The sequence below is a fragment of the Amycolatopsis kentuckyensis genome (genome assembly GCF_002155975.1).
Classification (GTDB): Bacteria; Actinomycetota; Actinomycetes; order Mycobacteriales; family Pseudonocardiaceae; genus Amycolatopsis; species Amycolatopsis kentuckyensis.
In genome coordinates this window covers 13,170-36,171 of the sequence record NZ_MUMI01000251.1, presented here as the reverse complement: position 1 = coordinate 36,171, position 23,002 = coordinate 13,170, and the positions used below count along the sequence as shown (strand labels likewise).

18 protein-coding genes and 1 tRNA gene are annotated in these 23,002 nt (G+C 68.2%); 13 read left to right on the top strand and 6 right to left on the bottom strand.

Annotated features, from left to right (window positions below; all coding sequences use genetic code 11):
* Window positions 1-346: 346 nt before the first annotated feature.
* The 9 genes from CCN39_RS24050 to CCN39_RS24010 all read left to right on the top strand — a co-directional run bounded on the left by CCN39_RS24050 (window position 347) and on the right by CCN39_RS24010 (window position 10,248).
* Window positions 347-1,972 (top strand): peptide ABC transporter substrate-binding protein, encoded by a 1,626-nt coding sequence (locus CCN39_RS24050; RefSeq protein ID WP_244210975.1) that lies wholly within the window; start codon window positions 347-349, stop codon window positions 1,970-1,972.
* A gap of 91 nt (window positions 1,973-2,063) precedes the next feature.
* Window positions 2,064-2,993 carry an ABC transporter permease gene (locus tag CCN39_RS24045; RefSeq protein WP_086845542.1) on the top strand — a complete coding sequence of 310 codons (930 nt, stop codon included), beginning with the start codon at window positions 2,064-2,066 and terminating at the stop codon, window positions 2,991-2,993.
* A complete protein-coding gene (locus tag CCN39_RS24040) occupies window positions 2,986-3,939 on the top strand; it encodes an ABC transporter permease (protein ID WP_086845540.1) in 954 nt (317 codons plus the stop codon). Before CCN39_RS24045 ends, CCN39_RS24040 begins: the two co-directional genes overlap by 8 nt.
* A 5-nt stretch (window positions 3,940-3,944) precedes the next feature.
* Complete coding sequence (locus tag CCN39_RS24035; RefSeq protein WP_086845538.1) at window positions 3,945-4,940, top strand: ABC transporter ATP-binding protein; 996 nt, start codon at window positions 3,945-3,947, stop codon at window positions 4,938-4,940.
* Entirely contained in the window at window positions 4,933-5,931 is a 999-nt protein-coding gene (locus CCN39_RS24030) for an ABC transporter ATP-binding protein (protein ID WP_086845536.1), read from the top strand. The genes CCN39_RS24035 and CCN39_RS24030 overlap by 8 nt, the downstream gene beginning before the upstream one ends.
* A gap of 74 nt (window positions 5,932-6,005) precedes the next feature.
* Complete coding sequence (locus CCN39_RS24025; RefSeq protein ID WP_086845534.1) at window positions 6,006-7,730, top strand: S8 family serine peptidase; 1,725 nt, start codon at window positions 6,006-6,008, stop codon at window positions 7,728-7,730.
* Between the two features lie 82 nt (window positions 7,731-7,812).
* The gene (locus CCN39_RS24020; RefSeq protein ID WP_086845532.1) at window positions 7,813-8,649 is read left to right on the top strand and encodes a hypothetical protein; all 837 of its coding nucleotides are present in this window, start codon (window positions 7,813-7,815) and stop codon (window positions 8,647-8,649) included.
* Between the two features lie 46 nt (window positions 8,650-8,695).
* Window positions 8,696-9,454 carry a hypothetical protein gene (locus CCN39_RS24015; protein ID WP_086845530.1) on the top strand — a complete coding sequence of 253 codons (759 nt, stop codon included), beginning with the start codon at window positions 8,696-8,698 and terminating at the stop codon, window positions 9,452-9,454.
* Window positions 9,451-10,248 (top strand): hypothetical protein, encoded by a 798-nt coding sequence (locus CCN39_RS24010; RefSeq protein WP_086845528.1) that lies wholly within the window; start codon window positions 9,451-9,453, stop codon window positions 10,246-10,248. Before CCN39_RS24015 ends, CCN39_RS24010 begins: the two co-directional genes overlap by 4 nt.
* Here CCN39_RS24010 and CCN39_RS24005 read toward each other — a convergent pair.
* Entirely contained in the window at window positions 10,226-11,719 is a 1,494-nt protein-coding gene (locus tag CCN39_RS24005) for a S10 family peptidase (RefSeq protein ID WP_086845526.1), read from the bottom strand. The two genes, CCN39_RS24010 and CCN39_RS24005, sit on opposite strands and share 23 nt — an antisense overlap.
* 48 nt (window positions 11,720-11,767) lie before the next feature.
* Here CCN39_RS24005 and CCN39_RS24000 point away from each other — a divergent pair, with 48 nt between their 5' ends.
* The 4 genes from CCN39_RS24000 to CCN39_RS23985 all read left to right on the top strand — a co-directional run bounded on the left by CCN39_RS24000 (window position 11,768) and on the right by CCN39_RS23985 (window position 14,707).
* On the top strand, window positions 11,768-12,427 hold the full coding sequence (locus CCN39_RS24000; RefSeq protein WP_086845524.1) for an endonuclease V: 660 nt from the start codon (window positions 11,768-11,770) through the stop codon (window positions 12,425-12,427).
* Complete coding sequence (locus CCN39_RS23995; RefSeq protein ID WP_086845522.1) at window positions 12,424-13,107, top strand: uracil-DNA glycosylase; 684 nt, start codon at window positions 12,424-12,426, stop codon at window positions 13,105-13,107. Before CCN39_RS24000 ends, CCN39_RS23995 begins: the two co-directional genes overlap by 4 nt.
* 84 nt (window positions 13,108-13,191) lie before the next feature.
* The gene (locus CCN39_RS23990; protein WP_086845520.1) at window positions 13,192-14,526 is read left to right on the top strand and encodes an NAD(P)/FAD-dependent oxidoreductase; all 1,335 of its coding nucleotides are present in this window, start codon (window positions 13,192-13,194) and stop codon (window positions 14,524-14,526) included.
* 104 nt (window positions 14,527-14,630) lie between these two features.
* A tRNA-Leu gene (locus tag CCN39_RS23985) sits at window positions 14,631-14,707 on the top strand.
* A 281-nt stretch (window positions 14,708-14,988) separates the two neighbouring features.
* On the opposite strand, the gene CCN39_RS23980 is transcribed toward CCN39_RS23985, so the two are convergent.
* The 5 genes from CCN39_RS23980 to CCN39_RS23960 form a co-directional block, all read right to left on the bottom strand.
* Window positions 14,989-16,650 (bottom strand): response regulator, encoded by a 1,662-nt coding sequence (locus CCN39_RS23980; RefSeq protein WP_086845518.1) that lies wholly within the window; start codon window positions 16,648-16,650, stop codon window positions 14,989-14,991.
* A 13-nt stretch (window positions 16,651-16,663) separates the two neighbouring features.
* Window positions 16,664-19,993, bottom strand: a complete 3,330-nt coding sequence (locus tag CCN39_RS23975; protein WP_143264127.1) for a hypothetical protein — start codon at window positions 19,991-19,993, stop codon at window positions 16,664-16,666.
* Window positions 19,994-20,132: 139 nt separating this feature from the next.
* Window positions 20,133-20,627 carry an NUDIX hydrolase gene (locus CCN39_RS23970; RefSeq protein WP_086845515.1) on the bottom strand — a complete coding sequence of 165 codons (495 nt, stop codon included), beginning with the start codon at window positions 20,625-20,627 and terminating at the stop codon, window positions 20,133-20,135.
* Between the two features lies 1 nt (window position 20,628).
* Complete coding sequence (locus CCN39_RS23965) at window positions 20,629-22,146, bottom strand: B12-binding domain-containing radical SAM protein (RefSeq protein ID WP_208630342.1); 1,518 nt, start codon at window positions 22,144-22,146, stop codon at window positions 20,629-20,631.
* Window positions 22,143-22,976: a DNA-3-methyladenine glycosylase family protein gene (locus tag CCN39_RS23960; RefSeq protein ID WP_244210974.1), complete on the bottom strand. Its 834-nt coding sequence runs from the start codon at window positions 22,974-22,976 to the stop codon at window positions 22,143-22,145. The genes CCN39_RS23965 and CCN39_RS23960 overlap by 4 nt, the downstream gene beginning before the upstream one ends.
* Window positions 22,977-23,002 lie beyond the last annotated feature (26 nt).

The window sequence follows — 23,002 nt, the reverse complement described above, 5'->3', positions numbered from 1 at the left end:
CGGCTTCAATCACGCGGGTTCCGGCTCTGGTCACGCGAGTTCCGGGTCCAGTCACGCGGGGTCCGGGTTCGGTCACGCCGGTGCGGGGTTCCGTCGGCCCCGCTTGGCTGACCGACCGTTCGGCCGCCCCAAAGGGCTTGGGGCACAACGGAACCGTGGGTGAGCGCGTGATGACCACCTGTCCGCGCTAGGCCGTCCGGAGTATCCGGATTCCTACGTTTGTTGTGCTCCAACCAGGTGGTCCCGACGACCGTCACACATTTGCAACACCGCAGTCCGTGATCAGCTTCACCGGCCCCGATAGCGTGCGTCTCACCTTTCGGACAGACCGGATATGGAGGGGATCATGCGTCGTTCGCGCAGGCTCTGGGGACCCACGGTGGTGATGACCTCGCTGGCGCTCGTACTCGCGGCGTGCGGTGGCGGGTCGGGCAGCTCCGCGGGCGCCGGCGAGACGGACCCGGACGGCACGGTGAGCGTCTACGGCACCGAGCCGCAGAACGCGCTGGTCCCGAGCAACATCAACGACCTGGGCGGCACCAAGGCGATCCAGCCGATGTTCGCCACGCTGGTCGGGTTCAAGGGCGCGGACGCCAAGCCCTTCAACCTGATGGCGGAGTCGATCACCACGACCGATTCCAAGGTCTACGACATCAAGATCAAGCAGGGCTGGAAGTTCCACGACGGCACCGAGGTGAAGGCGCACAACTTCACCGACGCCTGGAACTTCGCCGCCTACGCGCCGAACGGCCAGCTCAACACCGACTTCTTCTCGAACATCCAGGGCTACCAGGACGTCCACCCCGAGGACGAGAACGCCAAGCCGTCCACCGAGGGAATGTCCGGGCTGGTCGTGAAGGGCGACTACGAGTTCCAGGTGACGCTGAACGCGCCGTTCTCCGTCTTCGACATCAAGATCGGTTACCAGGCCTTCGCGCCGCTGCCCGACGTGTTCTTCAAGGACCGCCCGGCCTTCGAGCAGCACCCGATCGGCAACGGCCCGCTCAAGTTCGTCTCGCGGACGCCCAACCAGGACATCAAGCTCACCCGGTTCGACGACTACAAGGGTGACGACAAGGTCAAGTTCAAGAACCTCGACATCAAGATCTACGCCAGCCAGGAGACCGCCTACCAGGACCTGTTGAGCGGGCGGCTCGACTTCATGGAGGCGCTGCCGCCGTCGGCGGTCGCGGGCGGCAAGTACAAGAACGACCTCGGCGACCGGCTGGTCACCGGCCACCTGCTCGGGATCAGCACCATCAACATCCCGTACTACGTGCCCGGCTACAACAACCTCGAGCTGCGCAAGGCCATCTCGATGGCGATCGACCGCGCGCAGATCACCAAGACCGTCATGAACGACACCTACGTGCCGGCGGACGGCTACATCTCGCAGGGCATCCCGGGCGCGCGGCCCGGCGTCTGCCAGTTCTGCAAGTTCGACCCGGCCGCCGCCAAGGAGGCGTTCCAGAAGTCCGGCTTCACGGGCAAGCTGACCATCGCGTCCAACGCGGACGGTGGCCGCAAGGAACCGCTGGTCGCGGCGTGCAACAGCATCAAGAACACCCTCGGCGTCGAGTGCGACTTCGTGCCCGCCACCGACTTCGGCCAGTGGCGCAGCATCGTGACCGGCCACAAGCTCACCGGCATGGGCCGCTCGGACTGGTCGGCGGACTACCCGTCCATCGAGAACTTCCTCAACCCGATCTTCAAGACCGGTGCGTCCTCGAACGACTCGACGTACTCCAACCCGCAGGTGGACGCCCTCCTCGCCCAGGCGGACTCGACCGTCGACAAGGACGCCGCGGTCAAGCTGTACCAGCAGGCCGAGGACCTGGTCGCGAAGGACCTGCCGACGATCCCGGTGTGGGACGAGAAGGGCACCGCGGCGAAGTCGAAGAACCTCAAGTCCGCGGGCCTGGACTTCCGGCGCATGCCGGACTACCCGTCCATCGAGGTCCTGAAGAAGTAGTGACGCGCTGAGAAGCCGTACCCACCACCACGGTGTCGTGGGCGGGAACGCACTCCCGCCCACGACACCCGGCGCGCACTAGGAACTCGTCATGACCCGCTACGTCCTGCGACGGCTGCTCCAGCTGATCCCGGTGTTCTTCGGCACCACGTTCCTCATCTACGTCCTGGTCTGGGCGGTGCCCGGCGACCCGTTCTCCGGCAAGTGCGGCCAGACCGCCTGCCCACCGGCCTACATCGCCCTGATGACCGAGAAGTTCCACCTCGACGACAACATCTTCGTCCAGTACTTCAAGTACCTCGGAAGCCTGTTCACCGGCGACTGGGGCGAAACCTTCAACGGCACGTCCGTGGGCGAGCTGATCGCCACGTCCTACCCGATCACGCTCCGCCTGGCCGTGATCGCCGTGGTCATCGAAGCGGTCATCGGGCTCACCGCCGGCGTGCTGACCGGCCTGCGCGGCAAGGGGTTCCTCGACAACCTGGTGCTGGTCTCGACGACGTTCCTGATCTCGCTGCCGGTGTTCGTCACCGCGATCGTGCTGCAGCTGGCCCTGGGCGCCAACGGCCTCGGCTGGATCGAAGCGAGCGTGTCCGACGACCCGAGCGTCGGCGAGCTCATCGTGCCGGGCATCGCCCTCGGCAGCCTGTCCATGGCGTACGTGGCCCGGCTGGCGCGGACGAGCATCGCCGAAAACCGCCGCGCCGACTACGTCCGGACGGCGATCGCGAAGGGCCAGCCGCAGAGCCGGGTCGTGCTCGTCCACCTGCTGCGCAACTCGGTGATCCCGGTCCTCACGTTCCTCGGCACCGACCTCGGCGCCCTGATGGGCGGCGCGATCGTCACCGAAGGCGTGTTCAACATCAACGGCCTGGGCGGGCTCATCTTCCGCGGCATCCAGAACCGGGAGAGCGCGACCGTCGTCGGCGTGGTCGTCCTGCTGGTGCTGGTGTACCTGCTGATGAGCCTGGTCGTCGACCTGCTCTACGCCGTTCTCGACCCGAGGATCCGCTATGACTGACCCGAACCTGGTGGGCGGCGGCGGGGCCGACGCGGCGGAACTGTCCCGTGTGGACGACTCCGCCACCGGCCCGCAGAGACCCCGCAGCCTGTGGAGCGACGCGTGGCGCCAGCTGCGGCGCAAGCCCGCGGTGATCGCCTCGGCGGTGATCATCCTGTTCGTCGTGCTGATCGCGATCGCGCCCGGCCTGTTCAGCTCGCGCGAGGCGGGCTTCAGCGACCTCGCGCACGCGAACGAGGGCCCGTCCGCGGACGCCTGGTTCGGCTACGACAACCAGGGCCAGGACGTCTACGCCCGCACCATCTACGGCACCCGCGCGTCGCTGCTGGTCGGGGTGTTCTCGACGCTGGTGACCGTGCTGCTCGGCTCGGTGATCGGCATCGTCGCCGGCTACTACGGCCGGCTCGTCGACAGCCTGCTGTCCCGCTTCGGCGACATCTTCGCCGGCCTGCCGTTCGTGCTCGGCGCGATCGTCATCCTGACGACGTTCAACGCACCCGGTTCCAACCCGGGCGCGGTGACGATCATCGTCCAGGTGGTCTGCTCCATCGCGGCGCTGAGCTGGCCGGTGGGCATGCGGATCATGCGCTCGGCGACGCTGGTGGCCAAGCAGCTCGACTACGTCAAGGCCGCCCGCGGCCTCGGCGCGAGCACCCCGCGGATCATCTTCCGGCACCTGCTGCCGAACACGATCGCGCCGGTGCTGGTGTACGCCACCATCGCGCTCGGCGCGTTCATCGGCGCCGAGGCGACACTGGCCTACCTCGGCATCGGCGTCCGCGCGCCGGTGATCTCGTGGGGCGTGCTGATCGCCGACTCGCGGGACTACTTCCGGAACGACCCGCACATGCTGCTGTTCCCCGGCGCCTTCGTCACCCTGACCGTGCTGGCCTTCGTGATGCTGGGCGACGGCATCCGCGACGCGCTCGATCCGAAGTCGAGGTAGCTCCCTTGTCCGACAACGAACTGCTGCTCGAAGTCGAAGACCTGCACGTCGAGTTCCGGACGTCCGACGGCGTGGCGAACGTGCTCAACGGCGTCGGCTACTCGGTGCACGCGGGCGAGACGCTGGCCGTGCTCGGCGAGTCCGGCTCCGGCAAGAGCGTCACCGCCCAGACGGTGATGGGCATCCTCGACACGCCACCGGGCGTGGTCACCGCCGGTGCCGTGCGCTGGCGCGGCGAGGACCTGCTGACCGCGTCCGAGGACCGCCGCCGTGAGGTGCGCGGCAGCGAGATCGCGATGATCTTCCAGGACGCGCTCTCGGCGCTGAACCCGGTCTTCACCGTGGGCTTCCAGATCGAGGAGCAGCTGCGCGTCCGGCTCGGCATGTCCAAAAAGGACGCTCGGAAGCGCGCGATCGAGCTGCTCGACACCGTCCGCATCCCGGCCGCCGAACGCCGGATCAAGGACTACCCGCACCAGTTCTCCGGCGGCATGCGCCAGCGCGCGATGATCGCGATGTCGCTGGCGCTGGACCCGGACCTGCTCATCGCCGACGAGCCGACCACCGCCCTCGACGTCACCGTGCAGGCCCAGATCATGGACCTGCTGGGGGAGATCCAGGCCGAACGCAAGATGGGCCTGGTGCTGATCACCCACGACCTCGGGGTGGTCGCCGAGGTCGCGGACCGGATCGCGGTGATGTACGCGGGCCGGATCGTCGAGCAGGCCGACGCCGTCGAGCTGTTCCGCGCGCCGGCCCACCCGTACACCGCCGCGCTGATGGACTCCCTGCCCCGGCTCGACCTCAAAGGACAGACACTGGAGACCATCAAGGGCCTGCCGCCCAGCCTGCTGGACATCCCGCCCGGCTGCCCGTTCCACCCGCGGTGCAAACGGGCCGAAGCGCGCTGTTCGGAAGAGGTCCCGCCGCAGCACGCGATCGGCTTCGGCCGGACCAGCGCGTGCCACTTCGCCGAAGAGGTGGTGAGCTCCCGTGCCTGACCCCATCCTTTCGGTCACCGACCTGAAGAAGTACTTCCCGGTCCGCACCGGCATCCTGTTCAAGCGCACGATCGGCCAGGTCAAGGCGGTCGACGGCGTCTCGTTCGACCTGATGCCGGGCGAGACGCTCGGCGTCGTCGGCGAGTCCGGGTGCGGGAAGTCGACGCTCGCGCAGGTCCTGATGCGCCTGGATGAGCCGACCGGCGGCACCGCGAAGTTCGAGGGCCGTGACATGTTCGCGATGCGCGGGGCCGAGCTGCGGAAGCTGCGGCGCGAAATCCAGATCGTGCTGCAGGACCCGTACACCTCGCTCAACCCGCGCATGACCGTCGGCGACATCGTCGGCGAGCCGTTCGAGATCCACACCGAGGTCGCTCCCAAGGGCTCGCGCGCGGGCAAGGTGCGGGAGCTGCTGGAGGTGGTCGGGCTCAACCCCGAGCACCTCAACCGCTACCCGCACCAGTTCTCCGGCGGTCAGCGCCAGCGGATCGGCATCGCGCGAGCGCTCGCGCTGCGGCCGAAGGTGATCATCTGCGACGAGCCGGTGTCCGCTTTGGACGTCTCGATCCAGGCGCAGGTGATGAACCTGCTCGGCGACCTGCAGGGTGAGTTCGGCCTGTCCTACGTCTTCATCGCGCACGACCTTTCGGTGGTGCGGCACCTGTCGAACCGGGTCGCGGTGATGTACCTCGGCAAGATCGTCGAGCTCGGCACCGACGAGGAGATCTACGAACGACCGTCCCACCCGTACACCCAGGCGCTGCTGTCCGCGGTGCCGGTGGCGGACCCGGCCGTGCGCGGCCGCCGCCAGGTGATCCGGCTGACCGGCGACGTGCCGAGTCCCCTGGATCCCCCGTCCGGGTGCCGGTTCCGCACGCGGTGCTGGAAGGCGGAGGACCGGTGCGCGACCGAGGTGCCGGAACTGGTCCCCAGGACGGACGGGCACTTGTCAGCTTGTCACTTCGCCGAGCAGAAGTCGGTTGTTCCATAACGTACGTTTGGCCGTTGTTTGCGCATTGTCCGATCTATACGGTGCAGGAACCGCTTTCTGCGAGGAGGAGAAACGTGAAGAGACCCAGGCTTCTGGCCGCGGTGCTGGCCGTGCCGCTGTTCGGCGCGGTTTCCGCGGTCGCGGTCCCGGCCGCGTCGGCGCAGCCCGCGCTGTCCGGCCCGGCGACCGAGTTCACCGTGCTCGCCAAGGACGTCCAGAGCATCGGCAGCGCCCAGCAGGCGATCAAGGCCGCGGGTGGCACGGTCCTGGAGACCAACACCGCGGTCGGCCTGATCAGGGCGAGCGCGCCGGCCACCGGCTTCACCGAGCGCGTGGCGACGAACCGCGCGGTGTTCGGCACCGCCAAGGCCCAGTCCATCGGCTCGGTGCCGCGGGCGGGCAAGAAGGCCAAGGGCGACGCCGGCGTCGAGAAGGAAGGCCGCGGCGGCGCCTCGAAGAAGTCCGCTGCGAACAAGGCCGTCGGGATGGACCCGCTGGACGACCAGCTCTGGGGCCTCAAGTCCGTCCGCTCGGACCTCTCGCGCACCAAGCAGGCCGGCAGCAAGCAGGTCAAGGTCGGCGTCATCGACACCGGCATCGACGGCACGCACCCGGACATCGCGCCGAACTTCGACCTGGCCGACTCGCGCAACTTCACCCGCGACATCCCGACCGACGTCAACGGCGCCGAAGTGGACGGCCCGTGTGAGTTCCGCGGCTGCGTCGACCCGGCCAACCACGACGACGGCGGCCACGGCACGCACGTCGCCGGCACCATCGCCGCCGCGGCCAACGGCTTCGGCGTCTCCGGTGTCGCGCCGAACGTGACGCTGGTGAACATCCGCGCCGGCCAGGACTCGGGGTACTTCTTCCTGCAGCCGACCGTCGACGCGATCACCTACGCCGGCGACGCGGGCATCGACGTGGTCAACATGTCGTTCTACACCGACCCGTGGCTGTACAACTGCACGGCGAACCCGGCCGATTCGGCCGCCGAGCAGGCCGAGCAGCGCACGATCATCGAGGCGACCCAGCGCGCGCTGAACTACGCGCACCGCAAGGGCGTCACGATGCTGGTCGCGCTGGGCAACCAGCACACCGACCTGGGCGCGCCGCAGCCGGACACCACCAGCCCGGACTACCCGGCGAACAGCACGCACCCGCGCACGGTGGACAACTCGACCTGCCTCAACCTGCCGGTCGAGGGCAACCACACGATCGGCGTGAGCTCGTTCGGGCCGTCCCAGAAGAAGGCGGACTACTCGAACTACGGCCTCGAGCAGATCTCGGTCTCGGGCCCCGGTGGCTTCTTCCGCGACTACTTCGGCACGCCGTGGTACCGCACGGTCGAGAACGAAATCCTTTCGACGTACCCGAAGAACGTGGGGATCGCGGAAGGCAACATCGACGCGGACGGCAACATCACGGAAGCGGGCCTGGCCGCGGGCGTCAAGAAGGCGACGGCGGCCGACGGCCGGGTCGGCTACTACCAGTGGCTGCAGGGCACCTCGATGGCCACCCCGCACGCCACCGGCGTCGCGGCGCTGATCGTGTCGCAGTACGGCAAGAAGTCCCACGGCGAGTTCGGAATGGACCCGGACAAGGTCCAGCGCGTCCTCGAGGGCACGGCGGCGAAGATCGCCTGCCCGGTCCCGCGGACGGTCGACTACCTGAAGGAGGGCCGCACGCCCGACTTCACGGCGACCTGCGAGGGTGACCCGTCGTTCAACGGCTTCTACGGCCACGGCGCGGTCGACGCCTACTCGGCGGTGACGCACGGTTCGCAGTACCTGAAGTAGCGAAGATCGGACGAATCCGCCCCGGGAAGACAACCTTCCCGGGGCGGTTCGCGTGTACGGCGGGACAGGGGGGAGTGTTCCGTTGATCGTTCGTGAGCCGGCGCTGCCGGTGGACCCGAGACTGCCCGGCGAGCCGACGCTGCTCGAGGTGGGCTCGACCCGGGTGTGGCTGGGCCGGCGCGGGGTGGTGGTTTGGCTGCCGACGCGGCTGCTGGCGCTGCGCATCGGCGCGCGCCGCTACGGGGTGCCTCAGCGACCTGAGCAAGCCGTCCTCATCGCGGTCTTGGCGGCCTTCTTCTCGGTCTTCGTCTCCGACCTGGACCTGCCGGGCCGGGCAGCGGGCCTCGCCGTGCTCTTCGCCGCGGTGCACTCGGCGCGCTGGTGGCAGATGCAACGCCGCGAGCGGCTCGCCGAGCGCCTGGTGGTGGCCGGCACCCCGCCGCCGCTGAGCGTGGCGGCCCGGCAGGTCGGCTGGTGGTACCTGAGCGCGGTGGCCGTCACCTTCGTCGGCGGCGCGGTGCTGAGCGCGGCGACGTTCCTGGTCGCTCCGCGGTTCACCAGCGGCCACTGGTACCCGCTCTGGGTCGACATCACGCTGTCCACGGCCGCGCTGGCCGCCGGCGCCGGAGCGACCGCGCTGGTGGTCGGCAAGGCGCTCCGCGCCCCGGTGATCGCCGAGGACGAGACGTCCCGGCTGGTCGACGGCATCCTGCGCGCCGAGGACGTCCACCGCTACGCCTCGTGTGCCGTCTACGCCGTGTTCGCGGTGCCGGTCCTGATGATGGATTGGCAGCCGTCAGCCCTGCTGGAGTGGGCCGCGTGGGCGTACGTGGCGCTGGCGGTCGCGCTGCAGCTGACCGGCTGGCTGCTGCTCCGCCGCCGATACCGCCGGCTGCCGCCCGGGTTCTACGGCCGGTAAACCTTTCCGGCCTTCGGGCGTGTACAGCGGGACAGGGGGAGGTTCGATGGTGGCGGAAGCAGCGTGGACGACGCTCGCCGAGAGACAGGGGGCGCGGGCGTGGCTGGCCCGGCACGGCGTGGCGGTGGACGAGCCGACGCCGCTGCTCGCGGTGCGCGTCGGGGCCCGGGTGCTGGCCACGCGGTCCTACCAGGCCTACGGCGTGCTGTTCGCCCTGGTCTGGGCGGTCGTGCTGGTCCCGCCGGTCCCGGTGCTCGCGCGGTTCCTGGTGCTCACCGTGCTCTGCACCGCGTATCCCCTGCTGCAGTGGCGCCGGGTGCGCCGGGCCGACCGCGCCGCCGCCCGGCTGGTCACCCCCGGTGCCCGGCCGTCGCTCCGGGTGGCGGCCGGGCAGGTGGGCCGGTGGTACTTCGCCGCGGTGGCGACGACGTTCGGCGGCGGCGCGGTCCTGTGCGCCGGGTTCGCCGCCAACCCGGCGGGCTGGGCGGCCGCACTGGTGATCGGCGCCGCGAGCGTGGCGCTGGTCCTCGGCTGGGCCCTGCGCGCCCCGGTGATCGCCGAGGACGAAGCTTCACGCGCCGTCGACGCGGCCTTGCGGGCCCACGACGCCCGGGCGTTCGCGGTGCCGTTCTTGTTCACTTTCTTCCCGTGGATCGACCTGTCCACCAGCTGGCCGTGGCCCCCGGCGCGGTTCGTGCCGCCGGCCGCGTACTTCGTCCTGTCCGTAGTGGTCTACTTCCGCGCGGTGGCCGAGGTCCGGCACCGCCGGCTGCCGCCCGGCCGCTACGGGACGGTGACCCCGTGACCGCCGCGGTGACGGACGCGGAGCGGGCGGCGGCCGGCCGCTGGCTGGTCAAGCACCACGTCGACGTGCCGACGATGACCGACCTGCTGGCCCTGCGCCTCGGCTTCCGCGCCGGTGCGCGGCCGCCCGGGTGGTGGCGGTGGTTCTGGGTGGCGGCCCTGGCGTACGTGGCCGCGACGATGGGGTTCGCGAGCCTGGTCTTCCTGCCCGGCGTCCGCGGCGGGGAACTGGTGGAGAGCTCGTACGTCTTCTTCCTCATCACCGTCCAGCACCTCGGGTACTGGCTTCCGGCGCGGGTCCGCGACCGCCAGGCGCTGGCGCGGTTCGGGACGCTCGCCGGCCCGCCGCGGACTGACGTGACCGGCTGGTTCCTCGCCGTCCCGCTGGTCACCTTCGGCGGCGGCGCGGCGCTCGCCGTGACGATCTTCGCCACGACGCCGTTCCGCACCTACGCGGGCAGCTGGCTCCTCCTGCTGGCCCTGGGCGCGGCGGTCACGACCGCGATGGCGGCCGACGTCTTGCGGCGTCCCGTCATCGCGGAGGACGCGACGTCCCGGGCCGTGGACGCCGCCCTCCGGCTGCAGGACCTGCTCATGGCCATGCCCGGGATCTACGCCGTTCCCGTGCTGGTCGATCCGCTGGTCGGCGACGCCCAGCCGCCGGAATGGCGGCCGTGGCTGGTCGGCTACGCCGTTCTCGCGGTGGCGACGCAGGTCGTCGTGGGTGTCGTGCAGTGGCGGCGGCTGCGGGCCGTGCTCCGGGTGGGCCGGGTCAGCGGTTCGACGCCTTCTTGACGAACTTCGCCAGGTCCTTCGACTGCTGCACCCGCGTCGGCTCGTGGATGTACATCATGTGCCCCGCCGGGTAGTACGCCGTGTCGATGTTCTCCCGCAGTTCTTCGGGGATCTGCAGGTGGGCCAGCACGTGCTCGGCCGCGTAGTACGCCGTCGCGCCGTCGTAGTGACCGAACGCCACGTGCACCTTGAGGTGCGGGTTGGCGCGCATCGCCGAGCTCAGCGAGTCGACCACCGACACCGAACGGCCTTCGAAGTCCGCGTACGACCACGCCTTGAACGTGTCCTCGCTGATGAGCTCGTAGGGCAGGTCGTTGGCGTACCCGAGCTCCGCCCGCACGTAGTGGTTGAACGCGGCCGCGTACGCGCCGACCACCCGGGAGATCGACGGGTCGTCGCTCATGTGCTCGCGGCCGCCGTCCGGCTCCCACGTCGTGAAGCGGCCGTCCATCCGGCCGACCGCCAGGCCGCGGTCGCGCAGCAGCTCCGTGAAGAACCGGACGTGCTCGATCCGCAGGTTCACCCGGTCCACATAGGACTCGGTGAGGCCGGTGAGCGACGCCAGCGTGGCCACCGCCTCCGCCCGGTCCTGAGTGGACAGGCGGGCGCCGCGGGACAGCGCCCACGGCAGGTCCTTCGCCGCGAAGTCCTCGGCGTCGGCGAGGACGTCGTCGAGCGGGCGCTCGCCGTGCAGGCCGTGGTAGTGCGCGATCGCCGCGTACGTCGGCACGTACAGCGAGTACGGCAGGTCGTTGCCCTCCGTGAACCGCAGCGTGCCCAGGTCGAGCACCGACGAGATGAGCAGCAGGCCGTTCAGGTACAGCCCGTGCCGGTCCTGCAGGTGCGCGGCCAGCCCGGCGGCGCGCAGCGTGCCGTACGACTCGCCGGCCAGGAACTTCGGCGAAAGCCAGCGCTCGTGGCGCGACACCCAAAGCCGGATGATCTCGCCGACCGACTCGATGTCGCCCTTGAAGCCGTGGAAGTCCTTCGTCTCGCCGCCTTCGGACGCGCGCGAGTAGCCGGTCGACACCGGGTCGATGAAGACCAGGTCGCTGTGCACCAGCAGCGTCTCGGGGTTGTCGGCCAGCCCGTACGGCGGCGGCACCAGGTCGTCGACGTCGCCCGAGAGCACCCGCCGCGGCCCCAGCAGTCCCATGTGCAGCCAGATGCTCGACGAGCCGGGACCACCGTTGAAGGCGAACGTCACCGGCCGCGAGCCCGGGTCGGCGTCGTCGAGGGTGTAGGAGGTGATGAACACCTCGGCCTTCGCCTTGAAGCCCTCGGACTTGCCGTCCTTGACGATCTCCTTGCGGAGGACGATCCGTCCCGCTTTCGCCGTGTACGCGAGCTTCTTCCGCTTCACGGTCAGCGTGTGCTGGGTGGTGACGATGTCGTCGGTCGGCTCGGCCGCGATCTCGGTCGTCTCCGCGGCCTTCGGCTCGGGGGCCTCTTCGGGGGTGCTGTCCGCCATGGACCCAACTTAGTCGGCGCGAACGGCGGCCTGTGGCAGGGTGACCTGGTGCACACCGAGGACTGGCCGTCGACGATCGAGGAGGCGCTCGCCGTCCAGGAACGGCTCCGCGGCCGGGTCGAACCCGGCGACGACTGCCCGGAGCTGCCGCCGACGGTCACCGGCCTCGACGTCGCCTACGACGACGCCGGCGGCATCGCCGCGGCGGTCGTCACCCTGGAGACCGCCGGGCTCACCGTGGTCGAGGAACGGACGCACCGCGCGAAGGCCGCCTTCCCCTACGAGCCGGGCCTGTTCGCCTTCCGCGAGCTGCCGCCGCTGCTGGCCGCGCTCGAGCGGCTGGACCGCACGCCCGACGTACTGGTCTGCGACGGCCACGGCCTCGCCCACCCGCGGCGCTTCGGGCTGGCCTGCCACCTCGGCGTGCTGACCGGGCTGCCCGCCTTCGGCGTCGGCAAGACCCGGTTCGTCGGCACGCACGGCACGCCGGCGCACGCCCGCGGGTCTTCGGTGCCGCTGGTCGACGCCGGGGAGGAGGTCGGCGCGGTGCTGCGGACCCGGGACGGCGTCAAACCGGTGTACGTCTCGGCCGGTCACCGGATCGACCTGGCCCACGCGTGCCGGCTGACGCTGGCCCTGACCCCGCGCTACCGGCTGCCCGAGACCACGCGCGAGGCCGACCGGCTCTGCCGGGCGGCGCTGCGATGAGGTCACTGGCCGAGCTGGACGCGGCGGTGGCCGGCTGTCGCGCCTGTCCGCGGCTGGTGGCCTGGCGCGAGGGCGTCGCGGGCACCAAGGCGGCGTTCCGCGGCGAGGAGTACTGGGCGCGCCCGGTGCCGGGCTTCGGGCCGCCGGACGCGTCGATCGCGGTCGTCGGCCTGGCGCCCTCGGCGCACGGCGCCAACCGCACCGGCCGGATGTTCACCGGCGACCCATCGGGTGATTTCCTGTTCCGCGTCCTCCACGAGACCGGCCTCGCTTCGCAGCCGACGTCCACGGCGATCGGCGACGGCCTGGAGCTCTACGGCACCCGGCTCGTTTCGCCCGTGCGGTGCGCGCCGCCGGAGAACAAGCCGACACCGGCCGAGCGCGATACGTGCCGTCCGTGGCTGGCCGAGGAACTGGCACTGTTACGTCCGACACTGCGGGCGATCGTGGTGCTGGGGGCGTTCGGCTGGCAGGCGTTACTGCCCGTGCTGGAGGCGGCGGGCTGGCCGGTGCCGCGGCCGCGGCCGGCGTTCGCGCACGGGGCCGTCGTGGAGCTGGGCGACCTGCGGCTTTTCGGCTGTTATCACGTCTCGCCGCGCAATGTCCAGACGCACCGCGTGACCCACGCCATGGTGGCCGACGTCTTCCGCGCCGCGACCTCGGTGACAGCGCACGACTGAATCGTTACGGAAACCGCAGCGACGCTGGTCACAGCCGGATGGGGCCCCCGAGCGGGGTCGCGGCGAAGGTGTCACCATGAGGACATGGCTGCTGCGAAGTCGAAGTCGGAACCGACTCGGATCCTCGTCCTCGGTGGTGGGTACGTCGGGCTCTACACGGCGTACGGCCTCCAGAAGATGCTCCGGGCCAACGAGGCCTCCGTGACCGTCGTTGACCCGCAGCCCCACATGACCTACGCGCCGTTCCTCCCGGAGGCCGCGGCCGGCGCGATCGAGCCCCGGCACGTGGTCGTGCCGCTGCGGCGGGTGCTGAAGCGCTGCCACGTGCTGACGGCGCGCGTCACCAAGATCGAGAACGAGAAGAAGTCCGTCACGGTCGAGGCGGCCGACGGCCACATCGAGCAGCTGGGCTACGACATCCTCGTGGTCGCGCTCGGCGCCGTCGCGCGCATCCTGCCGATCCCGGGCCTGGTCGAGGAGGGCATCGCCTTCAAGACCATCGGCGAGGCGATCTACCTCCGCAACCACATCATGACCAAGCTCGACGAGGCGGCCAGCACGCTCGACCCCGAGCTGCGCAAGCGCCTCCTGACGTTCACGGTGGTCGGCGGCGGCTTCGCCGGCATCGAGGCACTGGCCGAGCTCGAGGACATGACCCGGTTCGCGGTGGAGAACTACTACCCGAACATCAAGACCTCCGACATCCGCTGGGTGCTCGTCGAGGCGGCCGGCCGCATCCTGCCCGAGGTCCGCGAGACGCTGGGCGTGTACACGGTCGAGCAGCTGGAGAAGCGCGGCATCGAGGTCTACCTGTCGACGGCGGCGAAGTCGTTCGAGAACGGCCACGTGGTCCTGTCGGACGGGACGGAGTTCGACACGGACACGATCATCTGGACGGCGGGCGTGAAGGCCAACCCGGTGGTGGGCCAGTCGGACCTCCCGGTGGACAAGCGCGGCCGCCTCGAGGCAACGGCGGCGATGCAGGTCGTCGGCCACCCAGATGTATGGACGGCGGGCGACAACGCGGCGATCCCGGACCTGTCCCGAACGGAAGAGGACCCGACGGCGACCTGCCCGCCCAACGCCCAGCACGCGGTCCGCCAGGCCCGCTTGCTGGCGAAGAACATCATCAAGGTCCTCCGCGGCGGCAAGCCGAAGGACTACTTCCACAAGAACCTGGGAGCGGTGGCCAGCCTGGGCCTCCACAAGGGTGTGGCGGACGCGCTGAACCTGAAGATCAAGGGCTTCCCGGCATGGCTCTTCCACCGCGCCTACCACCTGAAGGCCATGCCGACGTGGAACCGCAGGATCCGCATCCTGTTCGACTGGATCCTCGGTGGGCTGTTCCGGCGTGAGGTGATCTCGCTGGGGCAGATCAACAACCCGAAGGACGAGTTCGCTCGCGTCTCGAAGTCCTGAGGCTTGTTGCTTTCGGCCTTGGCCCTCGGTCCTTGTGGCTGGGGGCTTTCGGCTTTCGGGGCAAGTTGCCGGTGGGGTGCGGGGTATCGCCTAGAGTGTGCGGTGCCCCCGTAGCCCAATCGGCAGAGGCAGTCGACTTAAAATCGATCGAGTGCGGGTTCGAGTCCCGTCGGGGGCACCACCTCGTCTGCACGTTCGCTGTCCTTGCCGTCTGGCCTGTCGACCGTGTCCGCGATGTCGGGCAGGTGGTCGGCGGGCAGGTTCTCCTGCGCAGGCCGGTCGGTCTCAGCGTCATTTCTGGCGCGTTCGATATTCGCCACGGCCCGCTTCAGCCGATTTTCGTCAGCTTGCCGTCAGCCAGGGCTGCGCGAGGGAGATCGCCGAAGACTTGCTCGGCGAAGCGGCCACCAGGGGCGTTCCTCCGGGCGGCGGGACATGCGCCATGACCGCCATCGGCGGTGATCAGTACTGCTGGTGCCGCGGCGCGATCTCTCTAGCTGTCAGCAGCTGGTCGTGGGCGGCCACCAGCGCCAGCGCCCGCTTCGGGTCCGAGAGGCTCGTGCTGTAGCAGCTGCGGAGGAATTGTTCGGCCAGTGCGACGTTCCACTCCCAACGATGACCGGGGTCGCCGGCGTGGATCAGGATCTGCTCGTTGTGCTCGATCATCCACTCGAGGGCGGCGAACACACCGTCGTTGTGGGGGTCGGGACCGGCCTGCAGTGGGACCAGGTCGCCCAGTGAGCTCGTCAGCCGGCGCCAGGTGTCGAAGTTGTCCCACCGGTACCACTTCTCCTTGGGATCGACGCAGCGGAGAACGAGATCCACGGAGAGCCGAGCCACGTCGGCCGCCCAGTGGTGGGAGCCGAATTCGGCCAGGTCGATGATCATGGGCCGCGAGTGGTCGTCGGTCGACACGAGGATGTTTCGACCGTGCAGATCACCGTGTGCTTCCACCAGTTCGAGCTGAGCCGGGACGTCTTTCAGGAGCAGGTCGCCGATCTGGGCGTTGCGGACGAAGCCGCGAACGATGTTGACCAGCTCGTCGCTGTCCGGGAGCGACGAGGAAACCTGGCCGAGTGAATGCCGGATCCACTCGATCGCGTGCTTCACCTTGTTCCGCCTGAACGCGGGAAGTCGCAGCCTGGTCATGGGGTGTGCGGACGTGTCGTCCGGCATGATGCGCTGCCGGTAGCCCGCGATGAGGCCGCGGTCCAGGAAGAGCTGGTTCATCAAGGCGGGAACTGCCTCGGGTGAGGATGAATACAGCCATTCCTGAAATGACGTGACGCCTTCGGCGAAGACCAGGGCGATGGCCGACCAGCCGTTTCTGGACGCGGGCTGGTTCGACTGGACGTAAGGAACGGCGAACGTCGGACCGTACAGACCGAACGCCCGCCTGGCGTTTTCCAGTTCCCGGGCGAGTGCCGCCTTTTCTTTGCTGAGCTTGAACAGGTAGGTCCGTTGCGATCCGCGCGCTCGTTCCAGGCCGACGCGGAGCACGTGCGCGCCGGAACCTCCCCCCGGAACGTACGACAGCCTGGCCGTGGCGGCCTGTTCATCGTCGCTGGACAATACGTCGGCGATCAGCAGACGCAACGTGGCGCCGGACGGATTGGTATCGTCGAGCACCATTTCGATGCCCGGGTCGTTGTCATCGTAACGAAGTTCCGGACCGGCTGTGATCAGGCCGCGTTCGCAGAGCAGCTTGTGGATTTCATTGACCAGGTTGCGCGGACCGCCGTAGTTGGACTCGACCAGCATGTCGCCTCGCAGCAGAACGATGTCGGCGCCGGAGTCCCGCGCCCTCTTGCGGAGCTCCACCTTTCGGGTGATGACCGCCACGACCGTTTGCTGATCGCGTCTTTTGGCCTTCTCGATGATCTCGAGACCCCGGGCGTCCTGTACCTTGTCTTTGGTGTCTTCGGCCTGTGGCAGCGGGAACAGCAAGTCGGCGACGACAACGTGATAGGGCTGAGCGCCGTGGCCGATGCAGTCGAACGCCTCGTCGGGATCCGCGATGAAATCGATCCGCGCCGTACACTTGAGGTCCTCGAAGTACTCCTCGATGCGACGCTGCAGGGGCCGGTAGTTCTGTTCCTCGTCGTCGACGAAGGCGATTCTCACGACAGTAGGTGAATCAGGCACCTGCAGAACCCTCCCAGGTTTCGTCCGACCATCGGCGCAGGTGAAGCTCTATCGCGAAACTCCACTTTCCGGTCGGCGCGGCCTCGACCAGGCTGCCGCCGAAGTCGGCCAGTTTTCGTTGTGCGGTGGCGATTCCTCGGCCGGGTACCTCGGTGGGCACGGTCCCGGTGTTGCGGAAGAACACGTGCACCATTTTGTCGTCGACCGTGACCGAAATCTCCAGGCCGACGACCTCGTTCTCCTGTCCTGGTGCGCGATGTTTCCTGGTGACCGTGTTTCGGATGAGCTGGTTGATGGTGTTCTCGAGGAGTTCTTCGTGGCAGAACACTTCGATCTCGGGGATGATCCCGGGGTCCAGAGTGATGCGCACCGGGTTCCGGGCATTCTCCGACTTCTGTATGCACGCTGTGAGTGAACTGCCCAGTTCGGTTGGACAGGCATTCAAGAAGTGGGCGAACCGAGCCAGTTCCAGCTCGGTGCCGCCGGCCTCGAGGATGGTCTCGTGCAGAAGCTGGAGACTTCTCGCCAGCTCATCGCGGTTGCGGGCCTGTTCTGGTTGGTCCCCCGCCTCCTGCAGTACCCGGAACTGCCCTTCGAGCCGGTTCACATAGCGAACCCACTCGGCGGACGAGAGCTCGGTGAGGATTTCGCGTTCGGTGGTGTCGAAGTGCTCCTCGGCGAAGGCGCCGTTCAAAGGTTCCGCCAGGGAAGGGAGGAACGGCAGGAGATAGTCGGCCAGGAACGTGACGACCGTGCTCCAGTTGCGCCGAACCGTGGTCCACCCCGCGGCATCGAGTCCTCCCTGGTAGCGGACGTTGTCCATGTGCAGGCGCAACTGCAGGATCGCTGACTCGGCGTCGATGTGGTCAGTGAGCCGGTGCAGGTACTGGTCGCGAAGGGCGCGCCACGCGTTGCGGGCGTCACCCTGCGTTTCTCCCACCAGCCGGATGTTCATCCGGTAGTTCAGCTTGGTCAGCTGCCACGCGAGTTCCTCACGCACGCCCGGGACGCGAAACGGCGTCTTCTTCAACGCCTCCCGGCACAGCGCTATCTGGTCGCGGAACTCGCTCGGCTCCACCGGCGTGTCGCCCCGTCTGCGCTCGGCGATCCGGTGCAGCTGGTAAAGCAGGTGCAGGGTAAGCAGCGAGTTGCCGCTGAACGACTCCCAGAGCTTGGGCAGTTCGTGCACCAAGACCTCCGGAGCGGCCGCGACGAGCACGATGACGGCTTGGAGGCGCAGACGCCGCCTGGTCTCCTTCTCGAGCGCCACGGCCAGAGCGAGTTTGGCGACGGCTTCACGGCAGTTGGCGAACCGCAGCGGCGGAAGCTTCAGCCACTGGCGTTCGGCGGCCAGGATGTTGATCGCGGCATGCCGAGCGGTCCGGGTGCCGTGGGCTGCGAGATCGATGAACTCGTCGGCGACGATTTGCCTGGTGGCGGTGTCCCGCATAGCAGCCAGCAGTCGGATTCTCAGGCGGACGTAGGCGGCGACGTTTTCGGTGCGCGCGCCGAAGGCGTCGAACGGGCTGTTGGCGACCTCGGCCCTGCTCCGCACGCGCAGGGTGTCTCCCAGCTTCTCCAAGTGCCGTTCGATGACGCGCGGCAGGCCGCGGTGGGTGTCCGCTTCCCACTGCCTGGCCAGCGCGCAGAGCGGGCATTTGTTCAAGGGCATCGCCGAGAGGCCGACGGCGGTCACGAACTGGACCCGGGTGGGCACCGAGACGGTGGTGGGGCCTTCGCCCGACAGCCGGGTGCCTTGGACCGCTTGGATCATGGTGAGCGCTCGCTCGTCGTGTTCCTGCAGCTGGCAGAGCAAGACGAGACCGAAGACCCGGCCCGCCCCCGCCTCTGCGGCCAGCCGGATGAGCTGGGTGATGGTGACGGCCTCGATCGACCCCCAGTCGAGCACCACGACATCGGATTCCGGCGGGATGCCATCTAGCCCTTCCGGGAAGGCCCAGCGGGAGCCAAGGACCGCGCGCCGGACCGGCACGGTGGACACGGTCACGCCGGGCAGGGCCCGTCGCAGCTCGGTGGAGACCAGGCGTGCCAGTCTTCCGGCGTACTCCTCGGCGTGGTCGGGGTGGCAGATGACCAGCGAGGTCATCTGGGGCGACCAGGCGACCACTTCGGCCACGAGCCGGTCGACGATCTGCGTGCGCAGCGGGCTGCCGTCGGCGATGAGCCTGCCGACGTCGAAGTTGACCGTGAAGTGGCGGTGCGCGGCTCGGCCCGTGTGTCCGAGACTCAGCGAGCGCTCAACGGCCGAGCAGGCCGCCAGGAACTCGTCTGGGTCCCAGGGATACCGGCGTTCGACACGGCGCCGGGGGACGACCGACCGCAGGACCGGGTCGACGTCCACCGGCGTGGCGCCGTGGCTGATCGAGGTGGACACCGCGACCTGGGCGAGGCTCACGACGGGCACCGAGCTGTCGAGAACGGTGATGTCGCCACCGTGTCCGCGGGCGTCGAAGGCGGTGAGGACGAGGATCGGGACGGCCCGCCAGTTGAGGACTTCGGCCAGGGCCCGCTTGGCGTTGTTTTCGGTGAGGATGAGGTCGGTGCACACAACGATGGGTGTGTCGTCCTTGAGTCGCTCGAGCTCTTCCGAACTGCTGTCGAACTCGTCGATGATCACATCGGCGTTGGCTTTGACGCCCGCGCATCGGGCCACCGCGTCAACCCATTCCATGGTGGCGGTGGCCACCCGCAGGACCTGCGTCTCGGGAGCGAGCTTGGTCCCGTGTGCCATCATCTGGCCCGCGATGAGGAAAGCCGCCGTCGTCGTGCCAACCGCCTCGCGCAGCACGGTGTCGACGTCGATCCACTTGTCGGTGAGCTTGAGGGTCGGGCCGCGGAAAAGCCCGTTGTGCACTCCCGGACCGGCCTCTGCCAATGCGCGGTGAAGCCGGTCGGTCACCTGGCCCTGAAGCATTCTCAGCACCGTGTTCACGGTTTCCGGGTCACAGTCCGATGGAGACCCGCCGCACCAGCGGCCGCGGCCGGGCTGGTCGATCAGCAGATAACGACCGTGGCGCACTCGAGCGACCGCGACATCGATTGACTTGCGATCGAACCCGGCGAGCACCATCACGACCGGCGAATCGTCACCGGCCTCGGCGCCGAGGCGGGCGACGTTGGTCATAACACGTACCAGCCCGTCAGGCGACAACGGACGAGTGAAACTCGCTTCGAAGGTGAGGATCAGGCCTATGCCGCTTGCGACAAGCCTGCTGCCTTCGTTGCGCATCGCTTCGTCGAAGCGAGCCTCCGACGGCACTCGCAACCACTTGAGAACGAGAGACTCAAGGCGCAAGATCATTCTCCGCCATGAAGCCGGGTAAGAGACCCGCTCGCTCCTCATCGTATTCTGCACTGCCGTGGTATTCGCCGATTGCCGACGCCGGTAATCGGAACGGCATGGCACCTGAACAGAAGCCCATGCCTTTACCGCATCACCCTCACTTGATCGACAGTACCGCCGATTGGTCGGTCGGCTCTGCGCCGTTTGGGTTGCCCGAGCCCCAGCCGACGATGGAAAGCGAAGTTCCGGAAAGGTAGCCGGCGATCCCGGCGCCCGGATAGTCGATGATCCTTTCCGGGAGTGCGTCGAGCGGGAACCAGGTGACCGCGTCGCACTTCTCCGGTTCCAGGTTGGTCGGCTCACCGTGCCAGGCGTTCACTGCGAAGAAGAAGCCCAATCGAGGTTCTGGCCCCGAGTCCCGCACGTGAACCGAGTGGACGAGCGTGAGATCTGACGTGTTGAGACGCAGGCCGACCTCCTCCGCCGCCTCCCGAGCTGCCGCGTCGACAAGCGACTCGCCCGGCTCGAGGTGTCCGGACGGCAGGTGCCACATGCCGTCTCCGTACCCGCCTTTTCGCCGGGTGAGCAAGAGCTGTCCGTCATGAATGAAGAGGAGGTGGACGTCGACGATGGTGTGCGCTCGGCTGGGCATCTCAGGATCCACGCTGTGATACGGGCGTTCGGTTCTGGGGCAGCTCGGTGTGCGCTCGAACCAACCTGGCCGGTTTGCGCTCGAACTGCAGCCGGGTGAGCTCGACGAGTCTTTCGCGGAGGTATGACACCGGCGATTCGCAGAACTGGAGGTTGACCGAGAAGTTGAACTCGTCCCGCGCGCGCATGGATTCGTCGGAGCCGTCCGACGTTAGGTCGACCGCGGTGTAGGCCAGCAGCTCCTCGCGGCGGTACTTGCCTTCCGCGACGAGCCGCTGCCAGTCGAGCGTGCCGGGATAGGGGCGGTATTCGAAAACCGAAGCTCGGAACGTGCCGCCCTCGATTTCGTCCGCCATCGTCCACAGCTCTTTGACCAGGCGCACGGTGGCATCCGTCTCTTCGCGGGTCTCACTGGGCATACCGAGGATGAAGTACCCCTTCACGTTGATCCCTTGCCGCAGCAACCGCCGAACGGTGTCCTTTGTCATCTCACGCGTGATCCGCTTGTCGATCCTGCTCAGCATCCGGTCGCTGCCCGACTCGATGCCGAGAGCAACTTCGCGAAGTCCGTTGGCGGCGAGGAGTTCGAGGGTCTCGTCAGACTCGCGGTGCAGCACGTTAATGCGGCCGGTGGCGTCCCAGCTGAGGTCCTTGCCGATGTTCTCCGCGCGGAACGCACTCATCATCGTCTTGATCACCCGGTGTGCGCCCAGAAACAGGTCGTCGACGAACCGGAACACGGTGACGCCGAGTTCTTCACGCAACGTGAACATCTCGCCGATGATGTTGTCGGGGTGCCGCGTTCGGATCGTCACGTCCGGATTCGCACTCACCGCGGCGCCGCAGAAGGAGCAGTCGTAGGGACAGCCGCGAGCGCCCACCATCGCCGCCTCCAGGCGGCCTTCGGGCGTCCAGAACGGGTCCTGCGGCAGGTAGGTGCGGTTCACGAACGGCATCGCGTTGATGTCCGGCGCCAGGTGCCGGTGACCCTTTTCCGGGTTGTTGACCCGGATTCGACCTGTCGCCGCATCGCGCCACATCACACCGGGTAGCTTCGTGCGGTTGTCGAGGTCGTGGAGCAACTCGGTCACGCGTGTTTCCGCTTCGCCGATGATGAGAGCCTCGCAATGTGCCATCCGCTGATCGTGCAGGATGTCGCTGGGCAGTGCCCGTGCGTGGTGACCACCCAGTACGAGGCTGATCCGCGGGTCGAGCTGCTCGGCGATTCCAGCACTGAGCTCGTATGTCGGGGCGAGCAGGTTCAGGCCTGCCCAGCGCGGTTCGGCATCGTTGACGATCTTCGCTGCGGCCGAGATACCCAGGCCATAGGCTTCGGCGTCGAGTACACCTACGTTGAATCCCTGTGCCGCGGCGAAAGTAGCGATGTAGGCCATGCCCAGGACGGGCAAGGTGAAGTCGTTGGCCCGGGGACGCTCCGCGTAGTCCCGGAGCGGCGCGTTGACGAAGAGGCAGTCGAGTGGCCGAGTGGTGTCGGCACCCACGATGAGTGGGTCGATCACGAGGTACCGCCTAGCGCGAGAGTAAGAGCGGTGAGGCAAGACAGATGTCCTGCCGCGATGTGTTGCCAGTGACGGGCGAAAGCCTGCTCACTGTCCGGCCACGGCATGCCCGGGGCCAGCCGGCGGGCCCAGGTGCGAACAGCCAGGTCGCCATGTGGGTAGTGGGAGAAATCGTTGGTGATGTCAGCTACGACCGCGGCCGCTGTCCACGGACCGACTCGCGGGATGGAAAGCAGTGCGGTCGACAGCTCGTCAGGTGACAGACCAGTCCACTCTTCTTGATGGTCCAGCATGGCCTCGGCGGCGACGCGCAGTGCGTCCCGCTTGAAGGAGAGCCCCAGCCGGCTGTACTCGCTGTCCGGGAGGTTTCGCAGCACTTCGGGAGCGGGAAAGAAGAACAAGGGACCGTTCACGGTGTCCAATCGCTCACCGTGTTCGGCGCAGAGCAGGCGGTATAGCTTCTTTGCCTGGCCGGCCCTGATCACCTGTCTGATCAAGCCGGTCGCGAGGGCATCCCAGAGGTCGGGGTTGCGAACCCGGAAGAAGGGGCCGCGAGCGGCCAGTGCTTCGGTCAGTTCGTTGGTCACCGGCAGCGTCCTCGGGTCGAAGACGTCCTGGATCGGCGGATCGTCGTCCCCGGACAGCCGAAGCATACTGAGGTCGCCGTTCCCGAGGTCCTCAATCAGCCACCGTGTCGCGCTCTTTTTGCGAAGTACTCGCCGCGCAGTTCCGTCCTCGATCTTCCAGCCCGGGTGATCGCCGAACAGTGCGCACGTTGAATTCCCCTTTGACCTGGTCAGAGGTACAGTTCGGCCGATCGGGCGTTTCATCGGCGGAAGTTTAGCCAGCGGTGTGG